Annotated in this window: 10 protein-coding genes and 1 pseudogene; 9 read left to right on the forward strand and 2 right to left on the reverse strand. The window is 73.0% G+C overall.

Annotated features, from left to right (window positions below; all coding sequences use genetic code 11):
* Positions 1-96 precede the first annotated feature (96 nt).
* Complete coding sequence (locus ACFVGW_RS04900; protein WP_385850817.1) at positions 97-1,650, forward strand: carboxylesterase/lipase family protein; 1,554 nt, start codon at positions 97-99, stop codon at positions 1,648-1,650.
* Positions 1,651-1,771: 121 nt separating this feature from the next.
* A complete protein-coding gene (locus ACFVGW_RS04905; protein WP_385850818.1) occupies positions 1,772-2,779 on the forward strand; it encodes a LacI family DNA-binding transcriptional regulator in 1,008 nt (335 codons plus the stop codon).
* 331 nt (positions 2,780-3,110) lie between these two features.
* On the opposite strand, the gene ACFVGW_RS04910 is transcribed toward ACFVGW_RS04905, so the two are convergent.
* Both ACFVGW_RS04910 and ACFVGW_RS04915 read right to left on the reverse strand, forming a co-directional pair.
* Positions 3,111-3,854: a phosphatase PAP2 family protein gene (locus tag ACFVGW_RS04910; protein ID WP_385850819.1), complete on the reverse strand. Its 744-nt coding sequence runs from the start codon at positions 3,852-3,854 to the stop codon at positions 3,111-3,113.
* A gap of 261 nt (positions 3,855-4,115) precedes the next feature.
* The gene (locus ACFVGW_RS04915) at positions 4,116-5,069 is read right to left on the reverse strand and encodes an alpha/beta hydrolase fold domain-containing protein (protein ID WP_385850820.1); all 954 of its coding nucleotides are present in this window, start codon (positions 5,067-5,069) and stop codon (positions 4,116-4,118) included.
* Between the two features lie 206 nt (positions 5,070-5,275).
* Between ACFVGW_RS04915 and ACFVGW_RS04920 the strand changes: the two genes are divergently transcribed.
* The 7 genes and pseudogenes from ACFVGW_RS04920 to ACFVGW_RS04950 all read left to right on the forward strand — a co-directional run bounded on the left by ACFVGW_RS04920 (position 5,276) and on the right by ACFVGW_RS04950 (position 13,664).
* Positions 5,276-5,815, forward strand: a complete 540-nt coding sequence (locus ACFVGW_RS04920; protein WP_385850821.1) for an ATP-binding protein — start codon at positions 5,276-5,278, stop codon at positions 5,813-5,815.
* Between the two features lie 110 nt (positions 5,816-5,925).
* Positions 5,926-7,560: pseudogene (locus ACFVGW_RS04925) on the forward strand (AMP-binding protein); the annotation flags it as partial.
* Positions 7,546-8,157 carry an acyl-CoA thioesterase gene (locus ACFVGW_RS04930; RefSeq protein ID WP_385851013.1) on the forward strand — a complete coding sequence of 204 codons (612 nt, stop codon included), beginning with the start codon at positions 7,546-7,548 and terminating at the stop codon, positions 8,155-8,157. The pseudogene ACFVGW_RS04925 and the gene ACFVGW_RS04930, both read left to right, overlap by 15 nt.
* Complete coding sequence (locus ACFVGW_RS04935) at positions 8,148-10,487, forward strand: FAD-dependent monooxygenase (protein WP_385850822.1); 2,340 nt, start codon at positions 8,148-8,150, stop codon at positions 10,485-10,487. The genes ACFVGW_RS04930 and ACFVGW_RS04935 overlap by 10 nt, the downstream gene beginning before the upstream one ends.
* A gap of 15 nt (positions 10,488-10,502) precedes the next feature.
* Positions 10,503-11,525 carry a carbon-nitrogen hydrolase family protein gene (locus tag ACFVGW_RS04940; RefSeq protein ID WP_385850823.1) on the forward strand — a complete coding sequence of 341 codons (1,023 nt, stop codon included), beginning with the start codon at positions 10,503-10,505 and terminating at the stop codon, positions 11,523-11,525.
* Entirely contained in the window at positions 11,522-12,661 is a 1,140-nt protein-coding gene (locus tag ACFVGW_RS04945; RefSeq protein WP_385850824.1) for a cupin domain-containing protein, read from the forward strand. The genes ACFVGW_RS04940 and ACFVGW_RS04945 overlap by 4 nt, the downstream gene beginning before the upstream one ends.
* 103 nt (positions 12,662-12,764) lie before the next feature.
* Positions 12,765-13,664 (forward strand): fumarylacetoacetate hydrolase family protein, encoded by a 900-nt coding sequence (locus ACFVGW_RS04950; RefSeq protein ID WP_385850825.1) that lies wholly within the window; start codon positions 12,765-12,767, stop codon positions 13,662-13,664.
* The last annotated feature ends 1 nt before the right edge of the window (position 13,665 follow it).

Raw genomic sequence — 13,665 nt, forward strand, 5'->3', positions numbered from 1 at the left:
CGCGCGATATGGTGAACAATTGACGGTCGTCGATTTTCCGCAATACTCTCGGCGGGTCGGCGCGTGCTCGGCGCGCGATCCAGGAAGGATTGACTCATGGCCCTCACCCAGGACCCGGACCGGACGCTGGTCGACCTCCCCGCAGGACGCCTGCGCGGCGCGGTCGAGGGCGGGATCACCGTGTTCCGCGCCGTGCCCTACGCCGCTCCCCCGGTCGGCGACCTGCGCTGGCGCCCGGCCCGGCCGCACCCGGGCTGGGCCGGCACCAGGGACGCGACCGCCGACGGCCCCAGCGCGCCACAGCTCTACACGGAGGGCGGGGACCCGGTCCTCGGCGGACACGGATCCCCGCCCTTCGACGAGGACTGCCTCACCCTCGACATCTGGACCCCGGGGGCCGACGAGGCCCGACGGCCCGTGCTCGTGTGGATCCACGGAGGCGGCTTCGTCTCGGGTTCGGGATCGCTGCCGAACTACTCCGGCGAGACCTTCGCCCGGGACGGCGACCTCGTGATGGTGAGCATCAACTACCGCATCGGGCCGCTGGGTTATCTCTACACCGGGCCCGAGGAGGGCAACGACTCGGGCGCCGGCAACCCCTGGCTCAGCGACCAGCTGGCCGCCCTCCGCTGGATCGCGGCGCACATCGCCTCCTTCGGCGGCGACCCGGAGAACATCACGGTCGCCGGGCAGTCGGGCGGCGCGCTGTCCACCGCCGCGCTCGCCGGACTCCCCGAGACCCAGGGGCTGATCAAGCGCGTGATCCTGCAGAGCCCGCCCTTCGGCCTGGACCTCCCCGGCCCGGACGCGTACGCGGAACGCACCGCGGCCTTCATGGAACTGGCGGGCGTCAAGACCGTCGCCGAGCTGCGGGGGCTGCCCTGGCAGGCGCTGATGGGCGCGACCGCGGGACTCTTCGCCCGCACGACGCGCTGGGGCTACTGGCCGACCCCGTTCCTGCCCGTCATCGACGGAGTCACCCTGACACGCCATCCCGTGGAGGCCCTGCTGCACGGCGCGGCGACCGGCGTCGACGTGATGATCGGCTGGACCCGCGACGAGGCCAACTTCGGCTTCGCCCTCGACCCCGGGTACGCCACCGCCGACCGGGAGCGGGTGACCGCCCGGATCGCCGAGACGTTCGGGGCGGAGGCCGCGACCGAGGTGTACGCGGCGTACGAGCGGGCCCGCCCCGGCGCTCGTCCCGCCGACGTGCTGATGGACCTGATCACGGACGAACTCTTCCGTGTGCCCGCCGTACGGCTCGCCGAGGCCAGGGCGGAGGCCGGGCGGCCGGTCCTGGCGTACCAGTTCGACCTGCCGACGCCCGCGTACGACGGCCGCCTCGGCGCCGCCCACTGCCTGGAACTCCCCTTCGTCTTCGCCAACTTCGACCGGTGGGCGCACGCTCCCTTCCTGGCCGGGCTCGATCCCGCGGTCCGCGACGGCCTCGCGGACACCATGCACCGGGCGTGGATCGCCTTCGCCCGCACGGGCGACCCCGGCCATGCGGAGATGCCGGCGTGGGGCCCGTACGAGACGGGGACGCGCACCACGATGCGCTTCGACTCGACGGTGGCCGCCGTCGGGGACCTCGCCGGGGACGCGCGCCGTCTGCACGGGGCCGCCACCCGGGGCCCGCTGCGGTGAAGGACGGGCCGCGCGAATGTCACACGCGGCCCACCCTGTTCGCGATCTAACTCGTGTAACCTTGAGAGCAAGGAAGACATCCGCGCAGACACGAACCTCGCAAGGAGCGTCACGGGACGTCATGGCAGAAGAAACCCCCGTCCCCGCCTCGATCACGAGCGCCGATGTGGCACGCCTTGCGGGCGTGTCGCGCGCCACCGTCTCCTTCGTCCTCAACAACACCCCGGGACACCGGGTCAGCGAGAACACACGCAACCGCGTCCTCGACGCGGCCGACCGGCTCGGATACGTCCCGCACGCCGCCGCCCGGTCCCTGCGCGCGGGACGCTCCAACCTCGTCCTGATGCCCGCGTCGATCTCGGCGATCGGCCGGCTCGTCAGCGACTGGGTCGACGACCTGCACAGCGAACTCGACCGCCACGGCTATACGGCCGTCCTCCACGCGGGTCGTTTCACGGACCCCGTCGACGCCGCCCGGGCCTGGGCCGAACTGCGCCCGGCGGCGGTCGTCGCCCTCGACGGCGACCGACTCACGCGGGAGGCCGCCGAGTTGCTGCGCCGCGCCGGAGTGCGCGGGGTGCTGGCCTTCGCCTCCCGCCCCGTACCCGGCGTCCACACGATCGGCTTCGACCACGCCCACATCGGCGCCGCGGCCGCCGAGCATCTCATCGCCCGCGGCCGGACCCGGATCGGCGTCGTCATGCCCCAGGAGCGCGGCCTCGGCGTGCTCGCCGCACCCCGCCTCGCGGGAGCCGAGTCGGTGGCCGCACGCCACATGGCCACCGTCACCCCGCTGGAGCTCGCGTACACCCGGGAGTCGGCGACCGCGCTCGCCCGGCGCTGGGCGAGCCTGGGGCTCGACTCCGTCTTCGCCTACAACGACGAGTACGCCACGCTGCTGCTGCACGCGCTCCAGGCCGAGGGGATCGCAGTCCCGGACGACGTGGCGATCGTCGGCTCCGACGACCTCGTCCTGTCCGGGCTCCAGCAGCCCGCGCTCACGACGGTCCGCCTGGAGCTGGCCACGCCCGCGCAGGTCGCGGACGCCCTGCACGAGCTGATCGAGACCGGGTCGACCGCACCCCTCCCGGCCATAGAGGCCGTACTCGTCCACCGCCAGACGTCCTGAGCCGGTCGCACGGCTCTTCCGGCGGAAGCGGCCCGGGGAACGCGCCGCCGTCGCGTCTGCCGAGCGCGCGACGATGCGTGCGCTCCGATCCCCGGGCCGGCCGCGTCTCCAGCACCGATGACGCCGGGCACGCAGGCCCGGCGTCATCGAACTGCGTGCGGCGGAAGGGCGCGTCGCCGGGGCGCGCGATGCCGGAGCACGCGATGCCGATGCCGGACCCCGCCTCGCCGAACCTCGCTTCGCCGAACCGCGTGCGCTCCGGCCGGGCGTGCTCCGGTCGGGCGTGCTCCGGTCGGCCTGTCCTTGCCGGAGCACGCGTCAGGCGGCGGCGTTACGGAGTCGCGGGGGCGGTGTCCGGGACCGTCGCGGCCGCCCCCCGGCGGTCGCGGACGGCCTCCCGGGCGAGCGCGGGAGCACAGAGCCACCACGCCAGCAGGCCCGCCCCCGCGCCGGCGGCCGCACCGGCCGCCGTGTCGGTGAGCCAGTGCGCGTGAAGCCACGTACGGCTCCACATCATGGCCAGCGTGAACACCACGCCCCCGAGCCACCACGCCCGCCGCCTGGCGGCCGGGACCAGCAGCACCCCGACGAGTACGACGAGCAGCGCCGCCCCGGCCGCGTGGCCGGACGGGAACGAGCCGTGGTCGACCCGGACCAGCGGGTTCGCCGGACGGGGCCGGTCGACCAGGTGCTTGAGCCCTTGGACGACGAGCAGATTGCCGGCGAGGTAGACGCCGAGCAGGAAGCCGGCCGAGACCCAGCGCCGACGCAGGAGCAGGAAGAACAGCAGGGCCAGCGGTACGACGGCACCCAGCGGCCCGCCGAACCAGTTCAGGGCCGAGGCGAGGACGGCGTACGGCCCGTCGTGCGGGCCGCCCATCCATGCCAGCCACCGGTCGTCGAGGTCCTGGAACGGCGGGTTCACCGGGTCGGGCCGGACGACGAGGGCCGGCAGCGTGGCGAGGCCGAGCAGGAGAAGCCCCGCGGCGAGGACGCCCGGACGGCGCGCCGCCCGCGCCTCGGTGCGCGGCGGTCTCTCGGTGTGCGGGGAAGGGGTGACCGTGTTCGTGGACATGGGTGTGCCTCTCACGACCGCGGGATGCCGCGGCTCTGGGGTGTCGGCGTCCTTCGAAAGGCCGTGCAGGAACGGCCCGTTCGGACGGAGCAGGAGTGCCGACAGGAGCGGAAAGGGGAGGGAGGAAAGGAAGGGAAGGGAAGAGATGCGGAGATGGGGAGGGAGGGGAAGAGGGCTGCGACGGGCAGGGAGCGAGCAGAGGGTGGCGGGCCGGCCCGGGAGCCTCGGGCCCGGGCCGGCGCGCCCCTCCGCCCACCGGTCTCAGGCCTTCGCATCCAGGTGACGGGCCAGGAACGCGACGCTTTCCGCGACGATCCCCGGAATGTCCGTGGAGCCCAGGAAGATGTGGTCGGCGCCCTCGACGGGGCGCAGGGTCACGTCGCCGCCCGCCACCGCGAGGGCCTCGGCGAGCGCCTCGCTCTGGCTGTAGGGGACCAGACCGTCACCCGTGCCGTGGATCAGCAGGAACGGCGGCGGGTTCGAACCCGTCGCGTACGTCACCGGGCTCGCGGCCCGGGCCAGCGCCGGGCGCTCCGCCTCGGTGCCGCCGAGCAGGGCTTCGTACGGGTCGGGGAAGTCACCGCCGGGAGGCATCCCCGGCAGGGGCTGACCGGCCAGGGCGGCGAGGTCGGAGACTCCGTACCAGTCGACGACGGCCCGGACGCCGGTGTCCCCGGCGCCCACCCCGTGCGCGCCCTCCAGCATCTCGGCGCCGGCGCTGTCCGGACCGACGAGGCCGGCGAGGGCCGCCAGGTGGCCGCCCGCCGACTCGCCCCAGACGGCGATCCGGTCCGGGTCGGTGCCGAGGACTCCGGCGAACTGGCGGACGTAACGGATCGCGGCCTTCACGTCGTGCAGCTGGGCCGGGAAGGGTGCCTCGAGGCTGTGCCGGTAGTCGACGGAGACGAGCGCGATCCCGGCGGCCAGGACCGCTCCGTGCAGCAGGGGCGCCGGGACGGTCGGCGGCGGGTAGCGGCGGTCTCCGTCCAGCCAGCCGCCGCCGTGGATCCACACGACAGCCGGGAACGGCCCTTTGCCTGCGGGCACTTGGACATCGAGGAGGCGCGGGCGGTAGCCGGGCGTGGTGGCGTACGTGACCCCGTGAAAGTGGCGCACCCCGTGCTCGTCCGTGACGGGCGGTACCGGGGGCTGGTAGGGCGGGGGCGGCCAGGTCATGTCGGCCAGGTCGAACTCGGCCGGGTGGGATTGCGTCATTGCGGCCCTTCTGCCGGCCCGGGATTCGTAGCGCTTTGTCCGAAATGCTTGCGCCCGGCACCCGGGGAGACGTAACGTGTTACACGTGTTATCAAAACTCTAGCGACGCGTTTCCGCTGACGACAAGCCCAACAGCTGTCCGACTCTCGAGTTAGTTACACGAGTGACCACGCGGTCGCGTTGCGCAGCCCCTCTGGGAGCACGTCATGCTCACCGCCACCGCCCCTCCCGCACCCCGCGCTCCGGCCGCCGCGCACACCCCCGCCCGGACCGACGCCCACGACGCCGGCCCCGGCCGCGCGACGACCGACTCGACGCCCCACGCGCCGACCCACCCCACACAGGCCTTCGTCCGCTGGATCCCCGGACCCACCGCCGCGACCGTCCCTCTGGTCCGCTCGCGCGTCCGCGTCCTGCTCGAAGGGTGGCGGATCACCTCCGACGCCACGGACACCCTCCTGCTCGCCGTCAGCGAGCTCGTCGGCAATGTCGTCCGGCATGCCGCCGCCGCGACGGACCGCATGCGCGTCGCCGTCTCCCGCGGCGAGGGCTGGCTGCGCCTGGAGGTCGCGGACGGCGCGGCCACTGCGCCGCGCCTGCGCGAACCCGCCGAGGTCGATCCGGACTCCGAGAGCGGGCGGGGCCTGCTCCTGATCCAGCTGATGACCGCCGAAGCGGGGGGCGAACTCTCCGTTCTCGTCCACGACTTGGGCAAGTGCGTGCGGGTGCGGCTGCCGCTCGCCTGAGCCGGCCGAGGGTGCCACGGATCTCAGATTTATCGCGGAAAGTTGACGGCCGCCAAATTATCGAGATACTTGCCCCATCTCCCGCTGCTCCCTGATTGAGGTGCCGCCCCATGGAGCTCTCCCCCTCGGCGCATGCCGATTCCTTCTGCCGCGATCGGCTTCCCGACTTCTCTCTCTGGCCCGAACTCCACTTCGATCTACCGGAGTTGGGCTATCCCGACCGTCTCAACTGCGCCCGTCGGCTGCTCGACGACGCGGTCGAGCGCTGGGGCCCCGACCGCCCCTGTCTGCTCACCCCGACCGAGCGCTGGACCTACGGCGAGCTCCAACGCCACGCCGACCAGGTCGCCCAGGTGCTCACCGAGGATTTCGGGCTCCGGCCCGGAAACCGCGTGCTGCTGCGCGGCCCCAACAACCCCTGGCTCGTGGCGGCGTGGTTCGGCGTCCTCAAGGCCGGCGGTGTGGCCGTCACGACGATGCCGCTGCTGCGCGCCGCAGAACTCGCCGAGCTGTGCGAGATCAGCCGGCCGGCGGTCGCCCTGTGCGACCACCGCTACGTCGCGGAACTCGACGCCGCGACTCCGCCCGGTCCTCCGGGCAGTCCCGGTCCGCCGGGCCTGCCCGTCATCCCCTACGGGGGTCCGGGCGATTCCGATCTGACCGCCCGCTGCGCGAGGAAGGAAGGCCGGTTCACGGCCGCCGAGACGGCCGCCGACGACGTGGCACTGATCGCTTTCACCTCGGGTACGACGGGCCGCCCCAAGGCGACCCTCCACTTCCACCGGGACGTTCTCGCCAACGCGGACACGTTCTCCCGGCACGTCCTGAAGCCCGGCCCGGACGACGTCTTCACCGGCACGCCGCCGCTCGCGTTCACGTTCGGCCTCGGCGGACTCGTGGTCTTCCCGCTGCACGTGGGCGCCGCGACCCTGCTGGTCGAACAGGCCGGCCCCGAGGAGCTGGCCGAACTGGTCGCCGCGCACGGGGTGACCGTCCTGTTCACCGCGCCCACCGCCTATCGGGCGATCATGGCCGCCGGGGCGACCGGGAAGCTCTCCGGTCTCCGCCGCTGCGTGTCCGCCGGAGAACCCCTGCCCGCCAGGGTCTGGGAGGAGTTCCACGCCGCCACGGGCCTGCGCATCATCGACGGCATCGGCGCCACGGAGATGCTGCACGTCTTCATCTCCGCCGCCGACGAGGACATCCGGCCCGGCTCCACGGGCCGGCCCGTCCCCGGATACCGCGCCGCCGTGGTCGACGACCGGGGCGATCCGGTGCCGGACGGGCAGCCGGGGCTGCTCGCCGTGACGGGCCCGACGGGCTGCCGCTATCTCTCCGACACGCGGCAGACCACGTACGTCAGGAACGGCTGGAACATCACCGGCGACACCTACATACGGGACGCCGACGGCTACTTCTGGTACGTGGCCCGCAGTGACGACATGATCGTCTCCTCCGGGTACAACATCGCGGGCCCTGAGGTCGAGAAGGCCCTGGCCGCCCATCCGTACGTCGAGGAGTGCGGTGTCGTCGGCGCCCCCGACGTGGGGCGCGGCATGATCGTCAAGGCGTACGTCGTCCTTCGGGACGGCACACCGGCGGCCGAGGCCACGGCCCGGGAGCTCCAGGCCCACGTCAAGCAGGCCATCGCTCCGTACAAGTACCCCAGGGCCGTCGAGTTCGTGGCGGACCTGCCGAGGACGGCCAACGGCAAGCTCCAGCGCGGGGAACTGCGTCAACGCGCACGGGCCGAGGCCCGCGCCGAGGACACGCGGACGGACGCCGCCGAGGTCAAGGCCGACGGCGCTCGGGTCGAGGCCGACGGCGCTCAGGTCTCGGCGGCCGACGGCATCGTCGACGGCGGCTGTGCCGCCGGAGCCGCCGTGAGCCCCGCCCCGCGCCTGCCCAGTGTCACGGTCGAGCGCCGGGTGGAATGGCCGGACACGGACGCCGCCGGCCACTACCACCACTCGACCGTCGTGCGCTGGGTCGAGGCGGCCGAGGCCGTGCTGCTGCGCCGTCTGGGCCTCTCCCATCTCTTCGGCAGCACACCCCGGGTCCATTTCGAGGCCGACTACCGGGCCCGGCTCTGGTTCGGCGAGGCCGTCCGTACGGAGCTCCGCGTCACGAAGGTCGGTACGAGTTCCCTGCACTACGCCTTCACCGTCCGCGGCGCGGAGGGCGCGGAGGCCGCCACCGGCCGCATGGTCATCGCCCATTCGGCGGCCCGCGCGACCGGCACCACCCCCTGGCCCGCGGACGTGCGCGAGGTCCTCACCATGGCGGGCCCCCAGGCCCCCGAGCTCATCACCGGAACCACTGGAGGTACCCCGTGCGCGTAGCAGTCATCGGAGGAGGGCCCGGCGGCCTGTACTTCGCGGCGCTTGCCAAGCAGCTCTCCCCGGACTGGGAGGTCACGGTCTGGGAGCGCAACGCGCCCGACGACACGTTCGGCTTCGGCGTCGTCTTCTCCGACGAGACCCTCGACGGGATCGCGACCGCCGACCCGGTCGTCCACGCCGCCATGTCGGCGGAGTTCGCCCGCTGGAGCGACATCGACGTCCGCTACCGGGGGCGGACCCTCACCTCCGGCGGTCATGGCTTCGCGGCCCTCGGCCGGCGGAGTCTGCTCCGGATCCTCCAGGACCGCTGCGCCGACCTGGACGTGGACGTCCGCTACCGCACCCAGGCGCCGGCCGTGGACCTTCTCGCCGCCGAGTACGACCTGGTGGTGGCGTGCGACGGCGTCCGGTCGGCCACCCGCGCCGCCCACGCCGGCACGTTCGGCCCCGACCTCGACGAGCGCTCGGGCCGGTACATGTGGCTCGGCACCGACAAGGTCTTCGAGGCCTTCACCTTCATCGTGGAGGAGCGGGAGTTCGGCACCCTGCAGGTGCACGCGTACCCCTACGACGACACCCGCTCCACCTTCATCGTCGAGCTGGACGAGGACGCCTGGCGCCGCGCCGGATTCGCCGACTCCGACCAGGCGCTCCCGCCGGGAGCGAGCGACGAGGAGAGCATCCGGGTGTGCGAGGAGATCCTCGCCGGGCACCTGGACGGCCACCGGCTGCTGCCCAACAACTCCAAGTGGCTCCGCTTCACCACGGTGCGCAACCGCACCTGGCGGCACGAGAACGTGGTCCTCCTCGGCGACGCGGCCCACACGGCCCACTTCTCCATCGGTTCCGGCACCAAGCTCGCCATGGAGGACGCCCTCGCCCTCGCGGCCTGTCTGCACGAGCATCCGGCGGACATCCCCGGCGCCCTCGCCGCGTACGAGGACGAGCGCCGTCCGGTCGTGGAGTCCACCCAGCGGGCCGCGCAGGCGAGTCTCGAGTGGTTCGAGAACATCGACCGCTACACCGGTCAGGACCCGCACCAGTTCGCCTTCAACCTGCTGACCCGCAGCCGTCGCGTCACGTACGACAATCTGCGCGTCCGCGACGAGGCCTTCACCACGGCCGTCAACGGCACCGCGCCCGTGCCGCCGATGTTCCGGCCCTTCCGCGTCGGCGGGCTGCACCTGCGCAACCGTGTCGTCGTCCCGCCCACCGCGCTCGCCACGGCCCGTGACGGCGTCCCGGGCGACTTCGACCTCGTCCATCTGAGCACGCAGGCCCTCGGCGGGGCCGGCCTGGTCGTCGCCGGAATGACGGCCGTCAGCGCCGACGCCCGCCCGGACCAGGGCTGCCCCGGTCTCTGGAACGACGACCAGGAGGCCGCCTGGCGGCGCATCACCGGCTTCGTCCACGGCCAGAGCGACACCTGCCTCGGCCTCCAGCTCACCCACGCGGGACGCCGTGCGGCCGGCGGGCCGCTCCTCGCCGCGTCGCCGCTGCCCTGGGACGCGGGGGGTCCGGTGCCGCGCGAGGCGACGCGGGGCGACATGGATCTGGTCGTACGGGATTTCGTCCGCGCGGCCCAGCGCGCCGACCGGGCGGGCTTCGACGCCCTGGAACTCCAGTACGGGCACGGGCACCTCATGTCCGGGTTCCTGTCACCGCTGACCAATCGGCGCACCGACGAGTACGGCGGCGGTCTGGCCGGCCGGCTGCGCTTCCCCCTCGAAGTGCTGCGCCGTGTGCGGGAGTCGTGGCCCGCCGGGAAGGCTCTGCTGGTCCGGATCTCGGCCGCCGACTGGGCCGAGGGCGGGCTGAGCGAGGCGGACGCCGTGGGGATCGCGCGCGCCCTCGCCGACGCGGGCGCCGACGCCATCGACGTCTCCACCGGCGAGGTCGTCCCCCACGAGCGGCCACGGTTCGGGCGCAGCTACCAGACCCCGTACGCCGATCTGATCCGTAACGCCACCGGGGTCCCGACCGTCGCGGTCGGCGCCATCTCCACGTACGACGACGTGAACTCGATCATCCTGGCGGGCCGCGCCGACCTGTGCGGTGTGGGCCGGGCGCAGCTCCACGACCCGCTGTGGACGCTGCACGCGGCCGCCGCCCAGGGCTACCGCGGCCCCGCCGCGCCGTGGGCGCCGTCCTGGAGGGCCGGCAGCGGCCGACCGCCGGCCGCCCGTACGGACCGGGTGCCGCCGCGTCTCGAACTCCTGCGGCAGCCCGCCGTGCCCGTGCACCAGCGCTGGCTGCCGCGCGCCGCCACCGCCGAAGCCGTCACGACCGGTGACAGGCCGGCCGAGGCCGCCGCCTCGCTCACCCGCTGAAAGGGGAGAACCTCCGTGACACCACAGCCGCTTGACGACCTTCCCCGGTTCACTGCCGCCGCCGTCCAGGCCTCGCCCGTCTACCTCGACCCCGCCGCCACCGTCGACAAGGCCGTCGCCCTGATCGCCGAGGCGGCCGGGAACGGGGCCCGACTGGTCGTGTTCCCCGAGGTGTTCGTCCCCGGGTACCCGTACTGGAACTGGACGATGAACCCGGTCCAGGGTTCGCCGTGGTTCGAGCGCCTCCAGCGCGCCTCGGTCGACATCCCCGGCCCGTACGTCGACGCCCTGCGCGCGGCGGCCCGCCAGTACGGCGTGGTCCTGGTCATCGGCGTCAACGAACGCGCGGCCCACAGCCTCGGCGTCCTCCACAACACCCTGCTCACCATCGGCCCGGATGGCGAACTCCTGGGGGTGCACCGTAAGTTGGTGCCCACCTGGGCCGAGAAGCTGACCTGGACCGGCGGCGACGGAAGTTCGCTGCGCGTCCACCGGACGCCCGTCGGGCCGCTCGGCGCCCTCGCCTGCGGCGAGAACACCAACACACTGGCCCGCTTCACCCTCCTGGCACAGGGCGAACTCGTCCACGCCTCCTGCTACATCGCGCTGCCCGTCGCCCCGGCCGACTACGACATGGCCGACGCGATCGCCGTCCGTACCGCCGCCCACAGCTTCGAGGGCAAGGTCTTCTCCGTCGTCGCCTGCTCCACCGTGTCCCCGGAGATCGTCGACACCCTCGCCGGGGACGACGAGGAGCTGCGCGCGCTGTTCCGGCGGCCGCGCAGTGCCCTGTCCGGCATCTTCGGCCCGGACGGCCGTCCCGTGAGCGAACCGCTCGTCGACGACGAGGGCATCGTCTACGGCGAGATCGACCTCGGCCGTTGCATCCAGCCCAAGCAGATGCACGACATCACGGGCCACTACAACCGCTTCGACATCTTCCGCCTCGAAGTGGACAACACCCCGCGCGCGGCCGTGACGTTCACCGTGCCGCCGGCGGGTTCCCCGAGCACCACCGCACCTGAGGAGGACGCATGACCATCGAGCAGGACGACACGATGCTCGGCCGCGCCCGGGTCTCCGACACCCCCGAACTCCGGCGCTACTACGGTGAACTGGAGGCGCTGGACGCCGGCGCCCTGTGGACCGTCGCCAACGACATCGAGCCCTGGTATCCGCAGCCCAGGTCCGTTCCCGTGCTGTGGCGCTACGAGGAGCTGCGGCCGCTCGTCCACAAGGCCCTCGGCCTCGTGGACGCCGACGACGCGGGCCGACGCGTCGTGATGCTGGTCAACCCCGGCCGGAGGGACGTCAGCGCCGCCGCCGGACTCCTCTACACCGGCCTCCAGATCATGGGCCCGGGTGAGGCGATGACCGCCCACCGCCACCAGGCCGCCGCGCTGCGGTTCGTCCACGAGGGCACCGGCGCGTGGACGATCGTCGACGGCGAGAAGCTCAAGGTCGGCCCGCGCGACTTCGCCATCACCCCGAACGGCACCTGGCACGAACACGGCAACGACGGGACCGACGCCCCGGTGATCTGGCAGGACGGCCTGGACATCCCCCTGGTCAACGCACTGGACGCCGGGTTCTACGAGGTGCACCCCGAGCTCCACCAGACGCCGGGGAAGGTGGTGAACGCCTCCGTCCTCACCTACTCCGGCACCCTCCTGCCGTACGGAGCCGAGAAGTGGACCCGGCCCTACTCGCCGCTCCTCGCCTACCCGTGGGAGCCGACGTACGAGGCGCTGCGCGGCCTCGCCAGGGCGACCGAGGGCTCTCCGTACGACGGGGTCATCGCCGAGTACACCAACCCGGTGACCGGCGGCCCGGTGATGCCGACGATGGGCGCCCACATGCAGCTCCTGCGCCCCGGGCAGGCGACCGCGGCCCACCGGCACACCGGTTCGGTGATCTACACCGTCGCCAAGGGCCGGGGCGCCTCGGTGATCGCGGGACGGCGGTTCGAGTGGCGGGAGGGGGACATCTTCTGCGTGCCGTCCTGGGCCTGGCACGAGCACGAGAACCACGACCCGTCCGAGGACGCCTGCCTGTTCTCGTTCAACGACTTCCCCGTCATGCGCTCGCTCGGCTTCCACCGGGAGGAGGCGTACCCGGACAACGGCGGCCATCAGCCCGTCATCCCCTCCCCCGCCGGCCGAACCGCGGCGTGAACCGACGTCTCACCCGCCGTCCGGCCCGACGTCTCCCCCGCCGCCCCACCCGCCGTCTCCCCCCGGCGTCTCCCCCGCCGTCCGACCCGCAAGGAGCCCTCCCATGCGTCTGCTGACCTTCACGACCACCACCTGCGCCGATCCGCGGCCGGGTGTCGAGACCGACGGTCACGTCCTCGACCTCGCCGCCCTCGCCGACCACGCGGGCGTCCCGCTCCCGCACGACCTGCTCGGCCTGGTCCAGGCCGGCCCGTACGGCCTCGCCACCGTTCGCCGGCTGCTCGACGGCGACCTGCCCGCGCACGCCGTGCACCGGACCGAGGACGTCCGGCTGAGCGCGCCCTTCCGGCCCGGCAAGATCATCGGGGTCGGTCTCAACTACGTCGAGCACGTCGAGGAGTCCAGCCGCAGTCTCGACACCGACAGGGAACTCCCGCCACGCCCCGTGCTGTTCAGCAAGCCCGCCACCGCCGTCACCGGTCCGGGCGCGCCCATCCTGCACAACGCCGACCTCACCACCCAGCTGGACTGGGAGTGCGAACTCGCCGTCGTCATCGGCCGGACGGCGTACCGGGTGAACGAGGAGGAGGCGTACGACCACATCTTCGGCTTCAGCATCGTCAACGACATCAGCGCCCGGGACCAGCGCCGCTCCGGTCAGTGGTTCTTCTCCAAGGGGCAGGACTCCTACGCGCCCTTCGGCCCGGTGGTCGTCACCGCCGACGCCGTCCCCGACCCCATGGACCTGGACCTCTCGCTGCGCGTCAACGGGGTCACCAAGCAGAAGTCGAACACGCGGCACATGCTCTTCCCGATCGCCCGTCTGATCGCCGACATCAGCTCCGGCATGACCCTGGAGCCCGGCGACGTCATCGCGACGGGTTCGCCCTCCGGGGTCGGGGCCGGCATGGTCCCGCCGGAGTTCCTCGCGCCCGGTGACACCGTGGAGGCCACGGTCGAGCTGATCGGCACCCTGACCAACCCCGTGGTCGACGCCCGCTGAC

It is taken from the genome of Streptomyces sp. NPDC127129, from assembly GCF_042671585.1.
In the GTDB taxonomy this organism is placed as follows: domain Bacteria; phylum Actinomycetota; class Actinomycetes; order Streptomycetales; family Streptomycetaceae; genus Streptomyces.